The 20,951-nt window shown below is 64.1% G+C and carries 20 protein-coding genes; 8 read left to right on the top strand and 12 right to left on the bottom strand.

Going from position 1 to position 20,951, the window contains the following annotated elements; all coding sequences use genetic code 11:
* Positions 1 to 2 precede the first annotated feature (2 nt).
* Entirely contained in the window at positions 3 to 491 is a 489-nt protein-coding gene (gene phnG, locus ACQY7X_RS09625; RefSeq protein WP_428249695.1) for a phosphonate C-P lyase system protein PhnG, read from the bottom strand.
* A 126-nt stretch (positions 492 to 617) separates the two neighbouring features.
* Between phnG and phnF the strand changes: the two genes are divergently transcribed.
* Positions 618 to 1,340 (top strand): phosphonate metabolism transcriptional regulator PhnF, encoded by a 723-nt coding sequence (gene phnF, locus ACQY7X_RS09620; protein ID WP_428249694.1) that lies wholly within the window; start codon positions 618 to 620, stop codon positions 1,338 to 1,340.
* Positions 1,341 to 1,343: 3 nt separating this feature from the next.
* On the opposite strand, the gene cysW is transcribed toward phnF, so the two are convergent.
* The 6 genes from cysW to ACQY7X_RS09590 all read right to left on the bottom strand — a co-directional run bounded on the left by cysW (position 1,344) and on the right by ACQY7X_RS09590 (position 7,637).
* The gene (gene cysW / locus ACQY7X_RS09615; RefSeq protein ID WP_428249693.1) at positions 1,344 to 2,177 is read right to left on the bottom strand and encodes a sulfate ABC transporter permease subunit CysW; all 834 of its coding nucleotides are present in this window, start codon (positions 2,175 to 2,177) and stop codon (positions 1,344 to 1,346) included.
* Positions 2,178 to 2,181: 4 nt separating this feature from the next.
* On the bottom strand, positions 2,182 to 3,036 hold the full coding sequence (cysT, locus tag ACQY7X_RS09610) for a sulfate ABC transporter permease subunit CysT (RefSeq protein WP_428249692.1): 855 nt from the start codon (positions 3,034 to 3,036) through the stop codon (positions 2,182 to 2,184).
* A 43-nt stretch (positions 3,037 to 3,079) separates the two neighbouring features.
* Positions 3,080 to 4,078 carry a thiosulfate ABC transporter substrate-binding protein CysP gene (gene cysP / locus ACQY7X_RS09605; protein WP_428249691.1) on the bottom strand — a complete coding sequence of 333 codons (999 nt, stop codon included), beginning with the start codon at positions 4,076 to 4,078 and terminating at the stop codon, positions 3,080 to 3,082.
* Positions 4,079 to 4,102: 24 nt separating this feature from the next.
* The gene (locus ACQY7X_RS09600; RefSeq protein ID WP_428249690.1) at positions 4,103 to 5,209 is read right to left on the bottom strand and encodes a sulfate/molybdate ABC transporter ATP-binding protein; all 1,107 of its coding nucleotides are present in this window, start codon (positions 5,207 to 5,209) and stop codon (positions 4,103 to 4,105) included.
* Positions 5,210 to 5,355: 146 nt separating this feature from the next.
* Complete coding sequence (locus ACQY7X_RS09595) at positions 5,356 to 6,483, bottom strand: CaiB/BaiF CoA transferase family protein (protein ID WP_428249689.1); 1,128 nt, start codon at positions 6,481 to 6,483, stop codon at positions 5,356 to 5,358.
* A 2-nt stretch (positions 6,484 to 6,485) separates the two neighbouring features.
* Entirely contained in the window at positions 6,486 to 7,637 is a 1,152-nt protein-coding gene (locus tag ACQY7X_RS09590) for an acyl-CoA dehydrogenase family protein (protein ID WP_428249688.1), read from the bottom strand.
* Positions 7,638 to 7,742: 105 nt separating this feature from the next.
* On the opposite strand from ACQY7X_RS09590, the gene ACQY7X_RS09585 reads away from it, so the two are divergent.
* From ACQY7X_RS09585 to ACQY7X_RS09575, 3 genes are all read left to right on the top strand, one after another.
* Entirely contained in the window at positions 7,743 to 8,684 is a 942-nt protein-coding gene (locus ACQY7X_RS09585; protein ID WP_428249687.1) for a LysR family transcriptional regulator, read from the top strand.
* A 99-nt stretch (positions 8,685 to 8,783) separates the two neighbouring features.
* Positions 8,784 to 9,341: a hemerythrin domain-containing protein gene (locus tag ACQY7X_RS09580; protein ID WP_428249686.1), complete on the top strand. Its 558-nt coding sequence runs from the start codon at positions 8,784 to 8,786 to the stop codon at positions 9,339 to 9,341.
* A 17-nt stretch (positions 9,342 to 9,358) separates the two neighbouring features.
* The gene (locus tag ACQY7X_RS09575; protein WP_428249685.1) at positions 9,359 to 10,123 is read left to right on the top strand and encodes a cyclic nucleotide-binding domain-containing protein; all 765 of its coding nucleotides are present in this window, start codon (positions 9,359 to 9,361) and stop codon (positions 10,121 to 10,123) included.
* Positions 10,124 to 10,129: 6 nt separating this feature from the next.
* On the opposite strand, the gene ACQY7X_RS09570 is transcribed toward ACQY7X_RS09575, so the two are convergent.
* Entirely contained in the window at positions 10,130 to 11,083 is a 954-nt protein-coding gene (locus ACQY7X_RS09570) for an NAD(P)H-dependent flavin oxidoreductase (protein ID WP_428249684.1), read from the bottom strand.
* 217 nt (positions 11,084 to 11,300) lie between these two features.
* Between ACQY7X_RS09570 and ACQY7X_RS09565 the strand changes: the two genes are divergently transcribed.
* The 4 genes from ACQY7X_RS09565 to ACQY7X_RS09550 are packed head-to-tail and all read left to right on the top strand — an operon-like array spanning position 11,301 to position 15,970.
* Positions 11,301 to 12,572 carry an imelysin family protein gene (locus ACQY7X_RS09565; RefSeq protein WP_428249683.1) on the top strand — a complete coding sequence of 424 codons (1,272 nt, stop codon included), beginning with the start codon at positions 11,301 to 11,303 and terminating at the stop codon, positions 12,570 to 12,572.
* A gap of 8 nt (positions 12,573 to 12,580) precedes the next feature.
* Positions 12,581 to 13,963: a di-heme oxidoredictase family protein gene (locus ACQY7X_RS09560; RefSeq protein WP_428249682.1), complete on the top strand. Its 1,383-nt coding sequence runs from the start codon at positions 12,581 to 12,583 to the stop codon at positions 13,961 to 13,963.
* The gene (locus tag ACQY7X_RS09555) at positions 13,963 to 14,976 is read left to right on the top strand and encodes an imelysin family protein (protein ID WP_428249681.1); all 1,014 of its coding nucleotides are present in this window, start codon (positions 13,963 to 13,965) and stop codon (positions 14,974 to 14,976) included. The genes ACQY7X_RS09560 and ACQY7X_RS09555 overlap by 1 nt, the downstream gene beginning before the upstream one ends.
* 10 nt (positions 14,977 to 14,986) lie before the next feature.
* Positions 14,987 to 15,970: a DUF1513 domain-containing protein gene (locus ACQY7X_RS09550; RefSeq protein WP_428249680.1), complete on the top strand. Its 984-nt coding sequence runs from the start codon at positions 14,987 to 14,989 to the stop codon at positions 15,968 to 15,970.
* Here ACQY7X_RS09550 and ACQY7X_RS09545 read toward each other — a convergent pair.
* Genes ACQY7X_RS09545 through ACQY7X_RS09530 form a run of 4 tightly spaced genes read right to left on the bottom strand, consistent with a single transcriptional unit; the run spans position 15,967 to position 20,934 of the window.
* On the bottom strand, positions 15,967 to 16,812 hold the full coding sequence (locus ACQY7X_RS09545) for an HpcH/HpaI aldolase/citrate lyase family protein (protein ID WP_428249679.1): 846 nt from the start codon (positions 16,810 to 16,812) through the stop codon (positions 15,967 to 15,969). The genes ACQY7X_RS09550 and ACQY7X_RS09545 overlap by 4 nt on opposite strands.
* A 2-nt stretch (positions 16,813 to 16,814) precedes the next feature.
* On the bottom strand, positions 16,815 to 17,282 hold the full coding sequence (locus ACQY7X_RS09540; protein WP_428249678.1) for a MaoC family dehydratase: 468 nt from the start codon (positions 17,280 to 17,282) through the stop codon (positions 16,815 to 16,817).
* The gene (locus ACQY7X_RS09535) at positions 17,282 to 19,321 is read right to left on the bottom strand and encodes a biotin carboxylase N-terminal domain-containing protein (RefSeq protein ID WP_428249677.1); all 2,040 of its coding nucleotides are present in this window, start codon (positions 19,319 to 19,321) and stop codon (positions 17,282 to 17,284) included. Before ACQY7X_RS09535 ends, ACQY7X_RS09540 begins: the two co-directional genes overlap by 1 nt.
* An 11-nt stretch (positions 19,322 to 19,332) precedes the next feature.
* Positions 19,333 to 20,934 (bottom strand): carboxyl transferase domain-containing protein, encoded by a 1,602-nt coding sequence (locus tag ACQY7X_RS09530; RefSeq protein WP_428249676.1) that lies wholly within the window; start codon positions 20,932 to 20,934, stop codon positions 19,333 to 19,335.
* Positions 20,935 to 20,951: the final 17 nt, after the last annotated feature.

Raw genomic sequence — 20,951 nt, 5'->3', positions numbered from 1 at the left:
ACTCAATCCTCTCCGCGTACCATGGTGAAGAAATCGACCTTGGTCGCCGCCACCTTGGCGGCGCGTGCCGCCTGGGCCTGGGCGAGTTCGCTTTCCAGCGGCGCGAACAGGCTGGCTTCGAGCAGAGCAGCCGTGGCGGCGTCCTGGCTCAGGGCATCGAACAACGCGACCAGTTCGGCCTTGCGCTGATCCCGCCCCGGCACATAGCCCACACCCATGGCACCGCCGGCCTCCAAGGCCACGACGCAGCGGCTGATGGTCATCTCGCCCATATTGAAACGTTGACCGACACCACCGGCGCGCGCCCGCAACATCGCAAGGCCCGTCTCCGGCTGTTTCAGCCGGCGATAGCCGGGCTGCTGCGGCAAGGCGGCGAAGGCCTGCTCCAAGCAGCCACGTTCGGCACGGGCCAGCAGCCGCAAGCGGCGCTGGCGCGCGGCAATGGCCGGATCGCTCGGCGACGGGTTCGTTTTTTGCGAGGCGGTGGACATATAGACCTCTTGCGCAGATGTCTAAATTCATCTAGACATCTATACGAATAAGCCGAGGCCCTGCTCTAATCAAGCACGGTTTCGGCGAAGTTTTTATGACACCCCGAGAAATGGCTGAGCGGCAGCATGGTCGAACGCGGCAACGGCATGGCGGTATGGCGGCAGATTGCCGCCGAAATGGAGCGCATGATCCGGCGCGGCGATTATGCGCCCGGCGCGCAATTGCCGACCGAAAAGCATCTAGCGACGGAATTCGGCGTCAACCGCCACACCGTGCGCCAGGCAATGAACCGGCTGGAGGAAACCGGGCTGGTGAGCATCGAGCAGGGCCGTGGCATGTTCGTGGCCGAACGCGCACTCGATTACGCGCTGGGCGCCCGCACGCGCTTCACCGAGAACCTGCGCACGCGGCAGAAGCAGCCCTCGCGTGAACTAGTCTTTGCCGAACAGATTGCCGCACCCGCCGACATTGCCCGCGCCATGGGCCTGCCGATCGGCGCCCGGCTGTGGCAACTGGAATTGCTGAACCGTGCCGATGACAAGAGCATCAGCATCAGCAGCCATTATGTGGCGCAGGAGCGTTTCCCCGATATGCCGGAACTGTTCCGCCGGGCCGGTTCGATCACCGGCGCGCTGCAGGCAGGCGGCGTTACCGACTATCGGCGCCGCTCCACCCGGGTGGCGGCAAAGCTGATTGCTTCCGGTGATGCGCGGCTGCTCGGCCTGCCGCGCACGCGGCCGATCCTGCTCAGCGAGACCGTGAACGTCGATGCCCAGGGCCGTGCAGTGGAATATGTCCGCTCACGCTTTGCCGCCGACCATGTCGTGCTCACCATCGAGCACGAATAGAATTTAGTGCGCGCGTGCTGACCGGCTCTGGCGATGCTCCAGCACGGCCTTGACCAGCAGGGTAAGCATGGCGATCACAGTTAATGTCGTCGCCGCCGCGAAAGCGCCAACGGCATTATAATCGTGATACAGCAACTCGACCTGCAGCGGCAGCGTGTTGGTTTCGCCACGCACATTGCCTGAAACCACCGAGACCGCGCCGAATTCGCCAATCGCCCGCGCGGTGCAGAGCACGGCGCCATAGAGCAAAGCCCAGCGGATGCTTGGCAACGTGACGCGCCGGAAGGTCTGCCAGCCGGTGGCGCCCAGCGTTGCCGCCGCCTCCTCCGGCTCGGTGCCCTGGGCCTGCATCAGCGGAATCAGTTCGCGCGCCACGAAGGGGCTGGTGACGAACAGCGTGACCAGGAAAATCGCCGGCAGCGCAAACATCAGCCGGATGCCATGATCTTCCAGGAAGCCGCCGAACAGCCCCTGCGCGCCATAGAGCAGCAGGTAGGTGACACCAGCAACAATCGGCGAGATCGAAAACGGAATTTCCAGCACCGTGAGCAGCAGCTTCTTGCCGGGGAACTCGAACTTGGCGATGGCCCAGGCGGCGGCAATGCCGAACAGGATATTCACCGGCACCACCACGATGGCGGTGAGGATGGTGAGGCCCATGGCATGGATGGTTTCCGGCGCCTGGATGCTGTGCAGGTAATAGTCGAAGCCCTTGGAGAAAGCCTGCTCGAAAATCACCAGAATTGGCGCCAGGATGAAACCGGCGGTGAGCAGCATGCCGGTTCCGATCAGGAACAGCGGCAGGCGGCCAAGTTTCTGTGTCTTGCGGTCACTCATGGCTTCAAGTCTTCTTCAGCGCACGCATCTGCCAGGCCTGCAGCAGGTTGGCCAGCAGCAGCATGACAAAAGCAGTGAGCAGGATCACAGTGGCAATCGCCGCCGCCGCCGGATAGTCGAATTCCTCCAGGCGGATGAAGATCAGCAGCGCGGCAATCTCAGTCTTCATCGGCAGGTTGCCGGCAATGAAGATGATGGCGCCGAATTCGCCCAGCGAACGCGCGAAAGCGAGCATGCAGCCGGTGAGGTAGGCCGGCAGGATCGCCGGCAGGATCACCTTGCGGAAGATGGTGAAGGGATAGGCGCCGAGCGTGCGCGCGGCTTCCTCGGCTTCCGGTGCCAGATCTTCCAGCACCGGCTGCAAGGTACGCACCACGAAGGGCGCCGAGGTGAAAGCCATGGCGATGGCAACGCCGGTGATGGTGTAGACCACCTTGAAGCCGGCAGGCTCCAGCACGCCGCCGAACCAGCCATTCTTGGCATAGAGCGCGGTGAGCGCGATGCCGGCCACGGCGGTGGGCAGCGCGAAGGGAATATCCATCAGCGCATCCAGCAGCCGGCGGCCCGGAAACTCATAACGCACCAGGATCCACGCCATCAGCAGGCCATAGATGGCATTGAACGCCGTAGCCAATGCAGCCGCGCCCAGCGTGAGCTGGAAGGAAGCCAGGGCGCGGGGCGAGGTGACGAGTTGCAGGAATCGCGCCGGACCGATCTCGGCGGATTTCAGCAGCAAGGCAGCCAGCGGCAACAGCACGATGACGGCGAGATAGAGCAATGTGGCGCCGAGCGTGAGCCCGAAACCAGGAAGCACATGCCGGGCCTTGGGCGGCCCGGCATGGCGGATGGTGAGTGACATATCTGAACCCGGCGCGGGGCGGCCCCGGCGTTAAGAGGAACGCTTAGCGGTTGACGAAGACCTGATCGAGGATGCCGCCTTCGGCGAAATGCACCTTGTTGGCCTGCTCCCAGCCACCGAACACCGCTTCGATGGTGACGAGGCGCAGGGCGGGGAATTGCGCCTTGTACTTCTCCAGCACCTTCGGATGATGCACGCGGTTATAGTTCTGCGCCAGGATTTCCTGACCAGCCTCGCTGTAGAGGAAATCCAGGTAGGCCTTGGCCACCGCCTGGGTACCCTTGCGCTCGGCCACCTTGTCGACCACCGCGACCGGGAATTCAGCCAGCAGGCTGACCGATGGCGTCACCAGCTCGAAGCCCTTGTCGCCATACTCGCGCTTGATGCCGTTGGTCTCGGCCTCGAAGGTGATCAGCACGTCGCCGATCTCGCGGTCGACGAAGGTGGTGGTGGAGCCGCGGCCGCCGGTATCGAACACCGGCACATTGCCGAGCAGGGTCTTCACGAAGGCATTTGCCTTCGCCACATCACCCTTGTTCTGCTCCAGCGCGAAAGCATAGGCAGCGAGATAGGTGTAGCGCGCATTGCCCGAGGTCTTCGGGTTCGGGAACACCGACTGCACATCCTTGCGCACCAGATCGGACCAGTCCTTCACATTCTTCGGATTGCCCTTGCGCACCAGGAAGGCCGGCAGCGAGTAATACGGCGAAGCATTGTTGGGGAAACGCTTCTGCCAGTCGGCAGCCACCAGCTTGCCGCGATCATGCAGGATCTGCACATCGAGCACCTGATTGAAGGTGACGACATCGGCCTGCAGGCCTTCCAGGATCGAGCGTGCCTGGCGCGAGGTGCCGGCATGGCTCTGCTTGATCTCGATGGTCTGGCCGGTCTTGGCCTTGTAGTCGGCGGCGAAAACCGGATTGATCTGCGCGAACAGCTCGCGCGCGATGTCGTAGGAGACATTCAGCAGTTCGACGGTCTGGGCCTGGGCGCCGCCAGACAGCAAGGCAAGCACGGCAGCGACGGAAAGAAGGCGCTTCATGGGAGGTAATCCTTTCTTATCACACTACTCGCCGGCCACGCCGCGCGCGGCGGCATAGGCGGCAGACTGATTGGCAGGATGCAGAGCGGGCGAAAATACGCGGCCTTCGCGGATATGCACCCGCACCGCATCGCCCTGGCGCAGGTTGCGCCGCCGCGCCTGCTCGCGCGGCAATTCGACTTCGAGATGCTTCGCCGCGCCCGGTAGAGCCACGTCATAGCGCAGCACCGGGCCGCTGGAGGTGACGGCCTGGATCCGCGCCGGCGCATCACTGGCCGGTTCGAGATCGATTTCCTGCAAACGGACGAAAAGCTGGATGGCGCCATCGCCGGCGGCGATGCGATCCAGCGAAGCGGTCTCGGCGCCTTCGACAACCACACGGCCATCGGCAATCTCGGCATCAATCTCGTTCACGCCACCGAGGAAGCGGGCAACGAAGGGGCTGGCCGGCTGCTCGTAGATCTCGTCCGGCGTGCCGACCTGCTCGATGCGGCCATCGCCCATCAGCACGATACGGTCGGCCAGTTCGAAAGCCTCTTCCTGATCATGCGTAACGAAGATGGTGGTCATGCCAAGCTGGTCATGCAGCTCGCGCAGCCAGCGGCGCAAATCCTTGCGCACCTTGGCATCCAGCGCGCCGAAGGGTTCATCCAGCAGCAGCATCTTGGGCCGGATGGCAAGCGCGCGGGCGAGTGCCACACGCTGACGCTGGCCGCCGGAAAGCTGTGCCGGGAAGCGGTCGCCGAGCGCGCCGATCTGCACCAGATTGAGCAGCTCATCGACGCGGCCCTTGATCTCGCCCTTGGCCGGGCGCTGCTCGCGCGGCAGCACATCGAGGCCGAAGGCGACATTGTCGCGCACCCGCATATGCTGGAACAGGGCATAGTTCTGGAACACGAAGCCGACATGGCGCTGCTGCGCGGTGAGCGACAGCCAGTCATTGCCATCAACCGCGACATGACCGGCATCAGGCCATTCCAGGCCAGCGAGGATGCGCAGCAGGGTGGTCTTGCCCGAGCCCGACGCGCCGAGCAGCGCGATCAGTTCGCCATCCTTGATGTCGAGGTCGATGCCGCGCAGCACCGGCGTGGCGCCGAAGCTCTTGGTGATGCCGTGAATACCGATGGCCATGATGGCAGAGACTCCTGATACCCCGGGGAACCGGTCCCGGAGCTTATTCCACAAAAAGTATGTGGCCACAATTTATTTTAACAATAGGATAGGCAAAATATTTTTAATTCACATAAATTATATGATATTAATACTCCGTATTTATATTACTTTTCCGACATAAACTCCTTTCTGATCGCCACGGTATGCTGGCCGATGGCAGGCACCGGACCCGCAATTTCTGCTAAATCAACCCAGCGTACCGGCCCCGCCACCAGGTCCACAGGCCCGGTCGGGGTATCGGCTGCGATGCGGCGGAGCTGGGGATGCCGGGCCAGGTCTTCCGGCGTATTGAGATTGCCATAGGCGACCCTGGCCTCGTTCAGCGCCGCCACTGCCTCGGCATGGCTCAGGCGCCCGAGCGCAGCCGCCACCAGGCCATCGCAGGCCGGGCGGTTGGCGACGCGGTCGGCATTGCTGCGGAAACGCGGATCCTCGATCAGCGCCGCATCCTGCAGCGGCCCGCGGCAGAGCGAAGCCCATTCGCGGTCATTCTGGATCGACAGGATCACCTGGCGGCCATCCCTTGTCGCGAAGGCGCCATAGGGGGCGATGGAGGGATGCGCCAGGCCGACGCGGCGCGGACTCTTGCCGCCATAGACGGTATGCATCAGCGGCACCGTCATCCAGTCGGCCAGGCTGTCGAACAGCGACACCTGGAGGCCGCTGCCCTGTCCCGTCTGGCCGCGCAGCAGCAGGGCCTGCAGGATACCGGCATGGGCATTCATGCCGCAGGCGATATCGGCGACCGACACGCCGACCCGGCCCGGTGCCTCCGGCGCGCCCGTGATCATGGCAAGACCGGACTCGCCCTGGATCAGCAGGTCGTAGGCCTTCATGTCGCGATAAGGGCCATCCTCGCCATAGCCGGAAATGTCGCAGGTGATCAGGCGCGGGTATTTCGCCCGCAATTCGGCCGAGCCAAAGCCAAGCCGCCCGGCAGCGCCCGGCGCCAGGTTCTGCACAAACACATCGGCCTTGGCAACCAGGCGGCCGAGCAGCGCGATGTCATCGGCCTGGCGCAGGTCAAGCACCAGGCTTTCCTTGCCCCTGTTGAGCCAGACGAAATACGAGCTTTCGCCATGCACCACATGATCATAGCCGCGCGCGAAATCGCCTTCCGGCCGCTCGATCTTGATCACGCGCGCACCGGCTTCCGCCAGCCGCATGGTGCAGAGCGGCGCCGCCACCGCCTGTTCCAGCGCAACCACCAGCAACCCTTCCAGCGGGCGCATGGTTAGAAACTCTTCGGCAGGCCGAGCACATGGGTCGCGACATGCGACAGGATCAGGTTGGTGGAAATCGGCGCCACCTGATACAGCCGCGTCTCGCGCCATTTGCGCTCGATATCGTATTCCTCGGCAAAGCCGAAGCCGCCATGGATCTGCAGGCAATGATCACCGGCGAACCAGGAAGCCTCGGAAGCCACCAGCTTGGCCATGTTGGCTTCCGTGCCGCAGGGCTCGCCATTGTCGAACAGGCGCGCCGCACGGTCGATGAACAGCATCGCACCCTCGGTCTGCACCTGGGCGCGGGCGATGGCGAACTGCACCGCCTGATTGCGCCCGATCGGCGCGCCGAACACCTCGCGCTCCTTGGCATAGGCACTGGCACGGTCGATGAAGAAACGGGCATCACCCAGACATTCCGCCGCAATCAGGATGCGCTCGGCATTCATGCCGTCGAGGATATACTTGAAGCCCTTGCCCTCCTGGCCGATCAGGTTCTCCACCGGCACTTCCAGATTCTCGAAAAACAGTTCCGTGGTGGCATGGTTGATCATGGTGCGGATCGGCCGGATGGTGAGGCCGTTGCCGCGCGCCTGGCGCAGATCGACCAGTAGCACGCTCATGCCGTCGGATGGCTTCGACACCTGCTCGCGCGGCGTGGTGCGCACCAGCAGCACCATCAGGTCGGAATGTTCGGTGCGCGAAATCCACACCTTCTGGCCGTTGACGATATACTTGTCGCCGCGCCGCTCGGCAAAGGTGCGGATGCGGGTGGTATCCGTGCCGCTGGTCGGTTCGGTGACGCCGAACGCCTGCAAACGAAGGCTGCCATCGGCAATGCCGGGCAGGTAGGCGCGCTTCTGGGCTTCCGTGCCATGCCGCAGCAACGTACCCATGGTGTACATCTGGGCATGGCAGGCGCCGCCATTGCTGCCCGAGCGATGGATTTCCTCCAGCACGGCGCAGGCCGCCTGCACGCCAAGACCGGAACCGCCATAGCTTTCCGGGATCAGGATCGAAAGAAAGCCGGCCTCGGTCAGCGCCCGCACGAATTCGGTGGGATAGGCGCGTTCGGCATCCAATTTGCGCCAATAGGCCCCGGGGAAATTGGCGCAGAGGCGGCGTACCGCCTCGCGGATATCGGCATGCTGTTCGGCCATGGCTTTCCACCCTTGAGAATCGCTGTCTGGGCGGTTTTCTAGGGCAGACACAGCCATAGCACAAATATATATTAAGTATGGTTGATATACTTCTGGAGCATGGATATGGAGCTGCGCGACCTGGAGCATTTCCGCCTTGTGCTGCAGACCGGCAATATCTCCAAGGCTGCCTTGCAGCTCGGCCTGGCGCAGCCCGCCCTGTCGCGGCAATTGAAGCAGCTTGAGGAAGAACTCGGTGTGGCGCTGCTCACCCGCCATAGCTGGGGTGTGCAGCCGACCGCCGCCGGCAGCCTGCTGGCCGAGCAGGCCGAACGCGTGCTGGCCGAAGCGCGGCGCACCCGCGATCTGGTGCAGGGTTTCCAGGCCGAACCCTCTGGCGCACTGACCCTGGCCGCGCCCACCTCGTTCAGCGCCGTGCTGTTCCCCGAAATCGCGCAGGCCATGCGGCAACGCTATCCGAAAGTGCGGCTGCATCTACGCGAAGGCTTCAGCGCCGTGATCCATGACTGGGCCTTGGGTGGCCAGGCTGATCTGGCGGTATTGTATGAAACCCGCGCCATGGGGCCGCTGGCCACCGAGCCCTTGCTTGAAGACAGCGTGGTGGCCCTGGGCCCGGCCGGGCATTTCGCCAGACGCGCCAGCCTCAAGGCGGCAGCACTGGCGGCTTTGCCGCTGATCCTGCCGGCCAAGCCGCACCGCCTGCGGCTGCTGGTGGATGAAATCTGCGCCGGCCAGGGCAGCGGCAAGCAGCAGCAGGGCGGCATGAATCTGGTCTATGAAGTGGACGCGCTGCCGGTGCTGATCGACATGGTGCGGCGCCGCCTGGGCTTCACCGTGCTGCCCTATTCCAGCGTACACGCTCTGCTGCGCGCCGGGGACCTGAGCTTCGCCACCTTGCAGGCGCCAGGCACTACGCGCCGCCTCTGCCTGGCACGGCCCGCCGAGCGCGCCCCGGCACCGGCCCTGCTGGCCCTGCGCCGCACCATCATCGATCTGGTGCAGAGCGGTGCGGAGGAACTGCGCTGGACGCCCCTGGCCCAGAACTGAACGCCCCAAGCTGAACACACCGGGCTGAACTCACCGAGCTGAACACGGTAGCTTGATTTGAATCAATGCCGCTGCCGCCTGGCCCCCTATTCTGCTGCCATGACCCATCTGGCCTTTCCTGCCACCGCCATGGGGCGGATCGAGACCGCGCTGGCCGCACCCGAGGCCGGGCTGTCGCCGCTCGACAGCCTGATTGGCCGCCGACTCGACCTGCAGGCGTTTTGCGCCGTTTTGAAATCGCCTCCCACCGGCGGGCCGGGCCTGGCCCGGGCCCTGGCGGCAGCGGCGGCGGCATATCTGGCCGAGGATTTCCTCTTTCTGGTCGCCGAGGAGGAAGATAATCTATTGCCGTTGCTGCAGCGCCGGTTGCTGCTTGGCGACGACATGGACGAACTGTTCCGCCAATTAAGCGACGAGCATAGTCAGGATCGGGCACAAGCCCTGGCTCTGGCAGCACAATGCCGGGACTTCGCCGCCGGCGGCGCCGGCGACTGGCCGGATCTCTGCGAGGCCCTGGGCCAGTTTGCCGAGCGGCAGCGCCGGCATCTGGTCTGGGAGGATGCGACAATTCTCCCTCTGGCGCGGGCGCGGCTTTCGGGCGACGATATGCAGAAGTGGCGCAGCCAGCTGCAAACGCGGCGAGCGCGACACGGGTAAACGAGGATTACGGTCCCATGGGTGAAATTCATGCCTTGCCGACGCGCCGCGGCACCACTAATCAGGCGGCAGCACAGGCCACGACCGTGGCTTGCCCGGAGCCGTGCAACAACTGCACCGCCCGCAGCCTCACCATCTGCGCACCGCTGACGATGGATGAACAGTCGCGCATGGCCGATCTAGCCACCCCGACCTGCCTGCGCCCGCATCAGGTGCTGTTCGGCGAGGGCGATGCTGCCGAGCATGTCTACAACATCACCAGCGGTTCGCTGTCGCTGTCAAAATCCATGGCCGATGGCCGGCGCCAGATCACCGGCTTCCTCGGCCCGGGCGACTTTGTCGGCCTCAACACCCGCGAAACCTATACGGTGAGCGCGGAAGCGCTGACTGAAACCCATGTCTGCCGTTTCCCGCGCTTAGGCTTCCGCAAGCTGATGGCAGCAATGCCGGTGCTGGAACACAAGCTGTTGGCTCTGGCGGAAAGCGAACTGGCGACAGCGCAGGAGCAGATCCTGCTGCTCGGTCGCAAGACCGCAATGGAACGCATCGCTTCCTTCCTGCTGCTGCAATCGGAACGTTGCCGTGCGCGCGGCATGGCGGCCAACCCGATCCCGCTGCCGATGACGCGGGCCGAAGTGGCCGACTATCTCGGCCTCACCATCGAGACGGTCAGCCGCTGCTTCACCAAGCTGCGCAAGCTTGAAGTGATCGGCCTGCTCGCCGCTGACCGGGTGGAGATCAAGCAGCCCGAGCGGCTGCGCCATCTTGCCGAAGCGGCTTGAGGTGCTTTAAGCCGCGAGGCGCTTGAGCGCGGCGCGGTATTCCTCGGCCAGACGGGCTACCAGTTCACCAGCACCGACGATCTGCTTCACCGCGCCGATACCCTGGCCGCAGCCCCAGATATCCTTCCACGCCTTGGTGGCAGAGCCGCCGAAATTCATCTTGCTCGGATCGGATTCCGGCAGCGCATCGGGATCGAGGCCAGCGGCCTTGATCGACGGCTTAAGGTAATTGCCATGCACGCCGGTGAACAGGTTGGAATAAACGATGTCGTCGGAATTGCTGTCGACGATCATCTGCTTGTAGCCTTCCGCCGCGCGCGCTTCATGGGTGGCGATGAAGGCCGAGCCGATATAGGCAAAGTCGGCGCCCATGGCGCGGGCAGCGGCGACCGCGCCGCCGCTGGCGATCGAGCCGCTCAGGGCCACCGGGCCATCGAACCATTCGCGGATTTCCTGCACCAGCGCGAACGGGCTTTTCACACCGGCATGACCGCCGGCACCAGCCGCCACGGCGACCAGGCCATCGGCACCCTTCTCGATCGCCTTGCGCGCGAAAGTATTGTTGATGATGTCGTGCAGCACCACGCCGCCATAGGCATGGATCGCGTCGTTCACATCGGTGCGGGCGCCGAGCGAGGTGATGATCACCGGCACCTTGTATTTCGCCACCATCTCCATGTCGTGATCCAGGCGGTCGTTGCTCTTGTGCACGATCTGATTGATCGCGAAGGGGGCAGCCGGGCGGTCGGGATTGTCGCGGTTATAGGCGGCGAGCGTCTCGGTGATCTCGGCCAGCCATTCATCAAGCTGCGCCGCCGGGCGGGCATTCAGCGCCGGCATCGAGCCGATCACACCCGCCTTGCATTGTGCGATCACCAGCTTCGGATTGCTGATGATGAACAGAGGGGCGGCGATGATCGGGAGCGGAGATTGCGCCAGGGCGCCAGGCAGCTTCGACACGAGTATTTCCCGGTTGTTGTGATTATGCGGCGGCCATGGTGCCGGGCGATTCTGGCCGGCGCAAGCACCGCCACCGCCTGACGCAGCGGCAGCCGGGGAAAATAAACCCGGCATATCAGTCCATTAAATTAGCGTCATGTTTCCGGCCCGCACCCTTGTCGGCTGGCTAGTTATTGATAATGATAGGCAATCCTATCAAAAGCTGGGAGTTTACGCTGTGACCAAGCCGCTAATCGCCGCCTTGCTGCTGGCGGTGGGCCTCTGCCTGCCGGGCACCACCCAGGCCCAGACTCAGCTGCCCGCCAATGCCAATGCCGTGCTGAGCCAGTATAGCGATATCGCCCAGGCGATGTATGGCGATGCGCTCAAGCAGGCCCGCCTGCTGCTCAAGAGCGTCGATGCCCTGGTGGCGAAACCATCGCAAGCCAACCTGACGGCGGCGCGCGAGGCCTGGGTGAAGGCGCGCGAACCCTACCAGCAGACCGAGGTCTACCGCTTCGGCAACAAGATCGTCGATGAATGGGAAGGCCGCGTGAATTCCTGGCCGCTGGATGAAGGCCTGATCGACTATGTCGATACCAGCCGCTACGGCGAAAGCTCGGATGCCAACCCCTGGTATGCCGCCAACATCATCGCCAACCCGAAGCTGACCATCGGCGGCAAGAAGGTGGATACGACACAGATCACCTGGCGCACGCTGCGCGGCCTGCAGGAAGCCGGCGGCGTGGAAGCCAATGTCGCCACCGGCTATCACGCCATCGAATTCCTGCTCTGGGGCCAGGATCTCAACGGCACCGGGCCCGGCGCCGGCAACCGGCCCTGGACCGATTACGCGCAAGGCGCTGCCTGCACCCATCCGCCCTGCTCGCGCCGTGCTGCTTACTTGCAGGTCGCCACGCGGCTGCTGGTGGATGACCTCGCCTGGATGGTGGCGCAATGGGGCAAGGAAGGCGAAGCCCGCAAGACACTGCTTAATGATCCCGCCACCGGCATTGCCAGCATCGCCACCGGTCTCGGCAGCCTGGCCTATGGCGAACTGGCCGGCGAGCGCATGAAGCTTGGCCTGCTGCTGCATGATCCTGAAGAGGAGCATGACTGCTTCTCCGACAACACCCACAATTCGCATTACAACAATGTGGTGGGTATGCAGGCGGTGTATCTCGGCCGCTATGGCATGCTGCAAGGCCCCGGCCTTTCCGCCCTGGTGGCGGCGAAAGCCCCGGCACTGGATGCCGAGATGCGTGCCAAGCTGGCAGCCAGCATGGCTGCCATGACGGCGCTGAAACAGCGCGCCGAAACCGTCGAGCATTACGACCAGATGCTGGCCGAAGGTAATACAGCCGGTGCGGCGGTGATTGAGGCAGCCATCGCCGCACTGATCGACCAGACCCGCACGCTGGAGCGCATCACCGCCGCCCTGCAACTCGGCAAGGTCAAGTTCGAGGGCTCCGACAGCCTCGATTCACCAGCGAAAGTCGGCAAGAAGTAATGCGGCCGATGCTGTCCTTGCTGCTGGTGGCGCTGCTGGCCGGCAGTGGTGCCATCGGCGTGGCAGCAGCCAATGATGCGGAGCGCGAGGACAAGCCCGGTGGCGCGGCCACCAGTCAGGGGCCACGTAACCGCTCGGCCTTCTCCAACCCCTCGGGCAATCTTTCCTTTGCGCGGCAGCTTGATTTCAAGCTCGGCGACGGCGTATTCCGCAAGCTCTGGGTGGCGGCGCCCTCCTCCACGCGCAGTTCCGATGGATTGGGACCGCTGTTCAATGCCCGCGCCTGCCAGGCCTGCCATCTGAAAGACGGCCGTGGCCGTCCGCCTGGCCCGGAGGAACAGCCTTCCTCGCTGCTTTTTGCCCTGGCGCGGCCCGATGGCTCGCCCGATCCGGTCTATGGCAAACAGTTACAGACTTTCGCCATCCAGGGCTTCGCCGCCGAAGCCAGCGTGCAGATCAGCCACAAGCCGCGCGTCATCACATTGGCCGATGGGTTGCGCGTCACCTTGCAGCAGCCGCAGTACGAACTGCGCGAACTGGCCTATGGCCCGATCGATCCGACCACCACATTGTCGCCGCGCATCGCGCCGCCGATGATCGGCGTCGGCTTGCTGGAGCTGATTCCAGAAGCGGACATCCTCGCCCGCGCCGATCCAGACGACAAGGATGGCGACGGCATCCGTGGCCGCGCCCATATGGTAGCGAGCCCGACCAATAATGGCCGGCAGATGCTCGGCCGCTTCGGCTGGAAGGCCAATACCGCCAGCATCGCCGACCAGAGCGCCACCGCCTTCCTCAACGATATGGGTCTTTCAACGCCGCTGTTCCGCGACGGCTTTGGTGACTGCACCGCGGCGCAATCAGCCTGCCGCGCCGCACCTGATGGCGCCGATGACGATGGTATGGAAGTGCCACAGAAACTCTTCGACCTCACGGTTTTCTATGCCCGCAATCTCGCCGTGCCGGCGCGCGAGGGCATCGGTGCACCGGCTGTGCGCCGGGGTCAGAAGCTGTTCAGTGATATCGGCTGCGCTGCCTGCCATGTGCCGCGCCAGGTTACCGGCGCCTCCGAGGAACTGCCCGAACTCGCCAACCAGGTGATCTGGCCCTATACCGACCTGCTGCTGCATGACATGGGCGATGAACTGGCCGATCCCGGCACCCCAGGCGATAGCAGGGATGGCCGGCTGTGGCGCACGCCGCCACTCTGGGGCCTCGGCCTCACCCGGCGGGTCAACGATCACGACTTCCTGCTGCATGACGGCCGCGCCGATGGCGTGCTGCAGGCGATCCTGTGGCATGGCGGCGAGGCGGCCAAAGCACGCGACCGGGTGATCGCGCTGCGCAAGGTTGATCGAGACGCCCTGCTCGCTTTCCTGGAGTCGCTCTGATGCGCTACTGGCTTGCCGCCCTGCTGCTATTCACCGCACCGGCCTATGCCGCGCCGGATTATGTGGCGATCAACCGCGCCGCCGTCACCGCGCATATCCTGCCGCGCCTGGATGCCCTGGAACAGGCAACGCAAGGCTTCGCCAATACTGCCACCAAAGGCTGCGACGATCTCGATGCCCTGCGCCAGGGCTGGCGCCGGGCCAATCTCGCCTGGCAGGATGTGCAGCATATCCGCTTCGGCCCGGTGCTGCTGTTCAATCGTCTGCAGCGCTTCGCCTACTGGCCGGATCCGCGCAACAGCGTGGCGCGGCAGATGGCCGAGCTTTTCGCCGCCGCCAAGTTGCCTGATTTCGGCATCGGCTCTATCGCGGTGCAGGGCTTGACCGCATTGGAACGCGAATTGTTCGATGCGGCGGAAGTGACCAAGCTGCGCGCCACGCCATTCCGCTGCCAATGGGTGCAAGCGGCAGCAATCAACCTTGCCGCCATGGCGCGCGACATCCGCGCCGATTGGGGCCCTGGGCGCAGCTATGCCGAGCAATTCATCGCCGCCAAGGGTAATCTGGTGGTCTATGCCGGACCGGATGAGGCGACGCAGGATATCTTCAAGGCACTGCACACCGCCATCGAACTGGTTGCCGACCACAAGCTGGCCCGCCCACTGGGTAAAACGCCGCGCGAGCAGAAGCCGATGGCAGCGGAATATTGGCGCAGCGGCCAATCCGGTGCCGCCATCGCCACCAATATTGCGGCTGCGCGCGATCTCTTCACCAAGGCTATCGTGCCGAATATGGCCGACAAGGCGCTGGCCGCCGAACTTGGCCGCCGCTTCGACGATCTGGCCCAGCGCACCCGCGGCCTCGATCTGGAAACCGCGCTGGCCAATACGGCGCAGCGCGCGGCATTGGATAAACTGCGCGCCGATGCTGGAGCATTGAAAACCATGCTGGCCGAAAAACTGGCTCCAGCACTGGATATCCCGGTGGGCTTCAATGCACTCGATGGTGATTAAATCCAGGAGGGTGATTGAACCGAGCCGGCGCGGCCTGCTGCTCGGCATTGCCACGCTGCCGCTCTTCGGCCGTGGCGCTCAGGCAAGCACCCCGCCGGCATTGCTCGCCTGCGGTGGCGATGCCGGCGGCCAGGCTGTATTCGGCCTGGATGCCGCAGGCAACACGCTATGGCGCCGCGCCCTGCCGGCGCGCGGCCATGGCATGACGGTCTCGCCAGATGGCAGCAATGTGGTGATTTCCGCGCGGCGGCCCGGGCAATGGCTACTGCGGCTCGACCTTGCGAGCGGCCACAGCGAAACCTGGCCCTGCGACGATCTCGCCTATGGCGGCCATGTCATCTATCTCGATGCCGGACGGCTGGCTGCCACCGCCAGCGATGGCGATGGCCAAGGCTGCATCGCGGTGCTGGATGCCCGGACCGGGCAACGCATCGCACTGTGGCCGACCGAAGGCGTCGATCCGCATGAATTGCTGCTGACCGATGGCGCCCTGGTGGTGGCGAATGGCGGCGATGTGCTGGAGGCATCCAATCTTGTGCGGCTCGATCCGCAAAGCGGCGTGATTCTCGCCCGCGCGGATGTGCCGGCAGCCTTGCAAAGCCTCAGCCTGCGCCATATGGCAGCATTGCCTGACGGCAGCGTGGCGGTGGTGGCACAGGATCGCGGTGCCGCCGATCCGGCGGTGCCGCTGCTGGCTTTCTGGCGTGGCGCTGATATCCGCTGGGCAACGCTGGGTGCCGAACAGGGCGGTATGCGCGGCTATTGCGGCGCCGTTGCAGCGCACGGCAACACTCTCTGCGTCACCTCACCGCTGGGTGCCCAGGCCCTGCTGCATCCCGATGGCGGCATGTTGCGCCTGCCCGATATCTGCGGCGTGGCGGCTTTAGGTAATGGCTTTGCACTCAGCGGCGGCCGTGGCGACCTGCTGCTACCCGATGGCAGCCGGCGTCAGCACGCCATCGCCTGGGACAATCACCTACGCGAGCTGGCCTAGCCGGCCAGGATGCGCCGCGCCTGCAGCAGATGCGGCACATCCACCATCTGGCCATCAAGCTGCGCCGCGCCGATGGCGCCATCTTTCAATACTTCCACCACACGACGCGCCCAGGTGATTTCGGCTTCGGTATAGCTGAAGGCGGCATTTATCACCGCCACCTGTGCGGGATGGATCGCCGCCTTGGCGCTGAAGCCATCGCGCCGCGCCCCAGTGGCTTCCGCCGCCAGGCCATCGGGATTGCGGATATCGGTGTAGACCGCATCGATCGGCACCACGCCAGCGGCGCGGGCAGCAAACAGGCAGAGATTGCGCGCCAACTGGAAGGGCGCGGTATAGCGGCCATCGGCATCCCGGTTGCCGCTGCTGCCGATGGCGGCGGCAAGGTCTTCCGCGCCCCAGAGCAGGCCGGCCAGGCGCGGATGCCTCCAGGATTGCGCCGCCAGTGACAATGTACCGGCGGCGGTTTCAGAGCAGATCGCAATGATGCGGGTACGCCCGGCATCCGCAGCCCCCTCCAGTGCGGTGAGCTGCTGCGACAGCCGCTCGACATCCTGCGGCCCTTCCGGCTTCGGCAGCATGATGCCATCCGGCCTTGCTGGCATGATGGCCGCGAGGTCATCCGCGCACCAGCCGCCATCCAGCGGATTGACGCGCACATAGAGCTTTTGCTCTGGCCGGCGCTGTTCTGACAATGCTGCCGCTACCGTGATGCGCGCCGCCGGTTTGGCATCCGGCGCCACCGAATCCTCAAGATCAAGGATCACCACATCGGCCTCGCCAGCCATCGCCTTGGCCATCATCTTGGCCGAAGCGCCAGGCGCGAAAAGCAACGAACGCATTGTTACGCCTGGGCCTGGTCCACGGGACGCTTGCGCATCAACGCCTGGCGTTCGCAACTTGCCACCATCTCGCCATGCTGGTTGAAGGTCTCATGGAACAGCGTGACGATGCCTTCCTTGGGCCGCGACTTGCTTTCGCGCTTGTTCAGCACCGTGGTGCGCACCCGCACTGTATCGCCCTGGAACAGCGGCTTGGGGAATTTCACATTAGTCATGCCGAGGTTGGCGAGCGTGGTGCAGAAGGTGGTGTCGTTCACCGACATGCCCACCATCAGGCCAAGCGTGAGTAGGCTGTTCACCAGCGGCTTTCCCCATTCCGACTTGGCGGAATAATGCGCATCGATATGCAGCGGCTGCGTATTCATGGTGAGCAGCGAGAACCACATATTATCGGCCTCGGTAATGGTACGGGTCCATTCGTGATTGAACACCATGCCATCCTTGAATTCCTCGAACCACAAACCGGCCATCAGCGTGTCTCCTCTTCTACTGCCAGGTCAATCTCGATCAATGTAGCGCCGGCCGGCACGATATCGCCGGCGGCATGGCGGATGCTCGCCACCACGCCAGCCTGCGGTGCCGACAGGGTATGCACCAGTTTCATCGCTTCCATCTGCGCCACGGCCATGCCGGCCTCGACGCGGTCGCCAACCGCGACATAGATTTGCGCCACCAGGCCATGCAGCGGTGCCGTGATGCGGTTGCCGTTGGCGGTATCCACTTCCTGCGCCCGTGGTGCCTCGCTTTTCAGCACGAGCTTCGCCTGGATCGCGAGGCCCTGGCGCGCAATCAACAGCTTTGCGCCCTCGCGGCGGCAAACCAATCGCTCCGTCGTGGCTTGCGGCGCGAATTCCAGCCAATCTGCGGCCGCGCTCACCGCGCCAAGCGTGATGCGCTCGCCGTCAATCACCGCCTCGGCGCCATCGCGGCCCTGATGCAGTTCGATTTCAGCGCTGCCGTATTCATCTTCAAGCAAGGCCGTGATCAGCGCCGGGCGTGCCGCCGCCGTGACACGCAGCGGCGCGCGTTGCAGCCACGGATTGGCCCAGCCATTCGGGCTCGGATGGAGCTGATGCGCTGCCGGGCTGACCCAGGCGGCAACAGCGGCGGCGCGCAGCAGCCGCAATTCCGCAGCAGCGGGCTGCCAGCCATCGGGATAGGATTGCGCGATGAAACGCGTGGTGGCGCGGCCTTCGGCAAACAAGGGCTGACGGATGGCATCGCGCAGGAAAAGCTGGTTAGTGGCCAGGCCCAGCAGGGTGAGGCCACGCAGGCCAGCCTCCAGCTTGTCGAGCGCGCTTTCGCGCGTGCGGCCATGGGCGATCAGCTTGGCCAGCATCGAGTCGTAATACAGCCCGACCTCGCTGCCATCGGCGATGCCATTATCAAACCGCAAGGCCGGCGGACCGGCGATATGGGCAATCCGGCCAGTCACCGACTGGAAACCAAGATCGGCGCGTTCAGCCGTAAGCCGTGCCTCGATGGCATGGCCATGAATACGGACCTGCTCCTGGGTCAGCGGCAGTTTCTCACCGGCGGCGGCGATAAGCTGCCAATGCACCAGATCGATGCCGGTGATGGCTTCCGTTACCGGATGCTCCACCTGCAGGCGGGTATTCATCTCCAGGAAATATGGCTGCTCGTCGCCGGCCTCCATGATGAATTCCACCGTGCCGGCGGAATCATAACCGATGGCCCGGCCGAGCTTCAGCGCCGCATCGAACAGCCGCTGGCGTGCCAGATCCGGCAGGTTCGGCGCCGGGGCTTCTTCCAGAATCTTCTGGTTGTTGCGCTGAACACTGCAATCACGCTCGAACAGATGCAGCAGGTTGCCGCAACGGTCGCCGATCAACTGCACTTCCAGATGGCGCGGATTGCGGATGTATTTTTCCAGCAGCACGCTGGCATCGCCAAAGGCTGACTGCGCTTCGCTGCGTGCCGCTTCCAGGGAAGCGGCAAAATCGGCCTCGCGTTCGACCAGCCGCATCCCGCGCCCGCCACCGCCAGCCGAGGCTTTGATCAGCACCGGGAAGCCGATCTTCTTTGCTTCGCCGAGCAGGGTTTTCACATCCTGGGCATCGCCATGATACCCGGGCACCGTTGGCACACCGGCGGCCTCGGCAATCCGCTTGGCCTCGATCTTCGAGCCCATCGCCGCCACGGCCTTGGGCGATGGCCCGATAAAGATCAGGCCGGCTTCCTCACAGGCGCGGGCAAAAGCGGCATTTTCTGAAAGGAAGCCATAGCCGGGATGAATCGCATCGGCTTCTAGCTGCTTCGCCGCCGCGATGATCGCCGGAATGCTGAGATAGCTTTCGCGGGCCGGCCCGGTACCGATACGGGCGGCGGCATCCGCCATGCGCACATGCGGCGCCTGTGCATCGGCATCGGAATAGACCGCGAGGCCACGCAGGCCGAGGCGCTGGCAGGTTTGCAGCACGCGCACGGCGATTTCGCCGCGATTGGCGACCAGAACGGAACGGATCGGACGGGGAGAATATGCAAACATGGCTCTTCCCCTCACATCCGATAGACCGGCCGATTGCCGGTATCGTGAGGCTGCATGGCACCGATGGCGAGGCAGAGGCCGAGCACGCCACGGGTATCCTGCGGCTCAATCAGGCCATCATCCCATAGCCGCGCCGTGCAGTAATAAGGATTGGACTGCTCATCGAACATCTGCCGCAGCTTGGCTTCATAGGCCGCCAGTTCCTGCTCGCTGGCCGGATTGCGCGAGATGCTGGAGCGGCGCAGATCCATCAGCACCGAACTGCCGACATCCGGACTCATGGTCCCGAGCCGGGCATTCGGCCACATGAACATGAAGCGCGGGCGGAAACCACGGCCACTCATGCCGTAATTTCCGGCGCCATAGGAACCGCCGGTGACCAGGGTGTAGCGCGGGACGCGGGCATTGGACACGGCATAGACCAGCTTGGCGGAATTCTTGGCGATACCGCCGCGCTCGGCTTCCGAACCGACCATGAAGCCAGTGATATTCTGCAGAAACAGCAGCGGGATCTGGCGCTGATCGCAGAGTTCGATGAAATGCGCGCCTTTCAATGCCGAATCCGAGAACAGCACGCCGTTATTGGCAATGATGCCGACCGGCAGGCCCTGGATATGGGCAAAGCCGCAGACCAGGGTGTTGCCATAGAGCGGCTTGAATTCATGGAATTCACTGCCATCCACCAGCCGCGCAATAACCTCGCGCTGATCGAACGGACGGGTCAGGTCGGCACCGACGATGCCGGGAATATCGGCGGCGTCATAGAGCGGTGCTTTTGCTGGCTGCACCACGGCATGGATGGTCTGCGCGCGCTTGAGCGCTGCAACGATATCGCGGGTCTTGGCGATGGCTTCCAGTTCATCGCGGGCGAAATGATCCGAGACACCGGAAATCGTGGAATGCATTTCCGCGCCGCCGAGGCTGTCGCGGTCGATGATCTCCTTGATCGCCGCCTTGACGATCTGCGGGCCGCCGAGATGCACGCTGCTGGTGCCCGCCACCATCACCACTTCATCAGACAAGGCCGGGATATAGGCACCGCCGGCCGTACATTCGCCGAACACGGCGGCAATCTGCGGGATGCCAGCAGCCGACATGCGGCATTGCCGGTAGAAGGCGCCGCCGAAATGGTCTTGATCGGGGAATACTTCATCGCCCTGCGACAGGTTTGCGCCGCCGCAATCGACCAGATAGACAATCGGCAGGCGGTTCTCGAAGGCGATATCCTGGGCGCGGATATGCTTCTTGATGGTTTCGCGGAAAAACGAACCGCCCTTGGTGGTGGCATCGTTGGCGATGATCATGCAGATGGTACCACGGATGCAGCCGATGCCGGTGACCAGACCGGCGGCAGGCACCTTGTTGTCGTAGAGGCCCCAGGCGGCGAGCGGCGAAAGCTCAAGAAACGGCGACATCGGATCGACCAGCAGGTCGATGCGGTCGCGCGCGATGATCTTGCCGCGCTCGCGATGGCGCGTCACCATCGCCTCGCCGCCACCGGCCAAAGCCCAGGCATAGCGTTCGCGGAGCGTGCCGAGCAGGCCATCATAGACGGCCTTGTTAGCCTTGAAGGCGGCGGAACCAGTATCAATCGCAGTGGGGAGGATGGCCATGGTGTGACCTATTCTTG

The sequence above is a fragment of the Ferrovibrio sp. genome, from assembly GCF_965278975.1.
Lineage (GTDB): Bacteria > Pseudomonadota > Alphaproteobacteria > Ferrovibrionales > Ferrovibrionaceae > Ferrovibrio.
The sequence above is the reverse complement of the archived record's forward strand: the minus strand, read 5'-3'. Positions and strand labels throughout refer to the sequence as shown.

What these genes read in the sequence shown, in the direction of transcription:
- phnG (WP_428249695.1), bottom strand. Translation starts at nt 491, where the DNA reads ATGTCCACCGCCTCGCAAAAAACGAACCCGTCGCCGAGCGATCCGGCC.
- phnF (WP_428249694.1), top strand. Translation starts at nt 618, where the DNA reads ATGGTCGAACGCGGCAACGGCATGGCGGTATGGCGGCAGATTGCCGCC.
- cysW (WP_428249693.1), bottom strand. Translation starts at nt 2,177, where the DNA reads ATGAGTGACCGCAAGACACAGAAACTTGGCCGCCTGCCGCTGTTCCTG.
- cysT (WP_428249692.1), bottom strand. Translation starts at nt 3,036, where the DNA reads ATGTCACTCACCATCCGCCATGCCGGGCCGCCCAAGGCCCGGCATGTG.
- cysP (WP_428249691.1), bottom strand. Translation starts at nt 4,078, where the DNA reads ATGAAGCGCCTTCTTTCCGTCGCTGCCGTGCTTGCCTTGCTGTCTGGC.
- ACQY7X_RS09600 (WP_428249690.1), bottom strand. Translation starts at nt 5,209, where the DNA reads ATGGCCATCGGTATTCACGGCATCACCAAGAGCTTCGGCGCCACGCCG.
- ACQY7X_RS09595 (WP_428249689.1), bottom strand. Translation starts at nt 6,483, where the DNA reads ATGCGCCCGCTGGAAGGGTTGCTGGTGGTTGCGCTGGAACAGGCGGTG.
- ACQY7X_RS09590 (WP_428249688.1), bottom strand. Translation starts at nt 7,637, where the DNA reads ATGGCCGAACAGCATGCCGATATCCGCGAGGCGGTACGCCGCCTCTGC.
- ACQY7X_RS09585 (WP_428249687.1), top strand. Translation starts at nt 7,743, where the DNA reads ATGGAGCTGCGCGACCTGGAGCATTTCCGCCTTGTGCTGCAGACCGGC.
- ACQY7X_RS09580 (WP_428249686.1), top strand. Translation starts at nt 8,784, where the DNA reads ATGACCCATCTGGCCTTTCCTGCCACCGCCATGGGGCGGATCGAGACC.
- ACQY7X_RS09575 (WP_428249685.1), top strand. Translation starts at nt 9,359, where the DNA reads ATGGGTGAAATTCATGCCTTGCCGACGCGCCGCGGCACCACTAATCAG.
- ACQY7X_RS09560 (WP_428249682.1), top strand. Translation starts at nt 12,581, where the DNA reads ATGCTGTCCTTGCTGCTGGTGGCGCTGCTGGCCGGCAGTGGTGCCATC.
- ACQY7X_RS09555 (WP_428249681.1), top strand. Translation starts at nt 13,963, where the DNA reads ATGCGCTACTGGCTTGCCGCCCTGCTGCTATTCACCGCACCGGCCTAT.
- ACQY7X_RS09545 (WP_428249679.1), bottom strand. Translation starts at nt 16,812, where the DNA reads ATGCGTTCGTTGCTTTTCGCGCCTGGCGCTTCGGCCAAGATGATGGCC.
- ACQY7X_RS09540 (WP_428249678.1), bottom strand. Translation starts at nt 17,282, where the DNA reads ATGGCCGGTTTGTGGTTCGAGGAATTCAAGGATGGCATGGTGTTCAAT.
- ACQY7X_RS09535 (WP_428249677.1), bottom strand. Translation starts at nt 19,321, where the DNA reads ATGTTTGCATATTCTCCCCGTCCGATCCGTTCCGTTCTGGTCGCCAAT.
- ACQY7X_RS09530 (WP_428249676.1), bottom strand. Translation starts at nt 20,934, where the DNA reads ATGGCCATCCTCCCCACTGCGATTGATACTGGTTCCGCCGCCTTCAAG.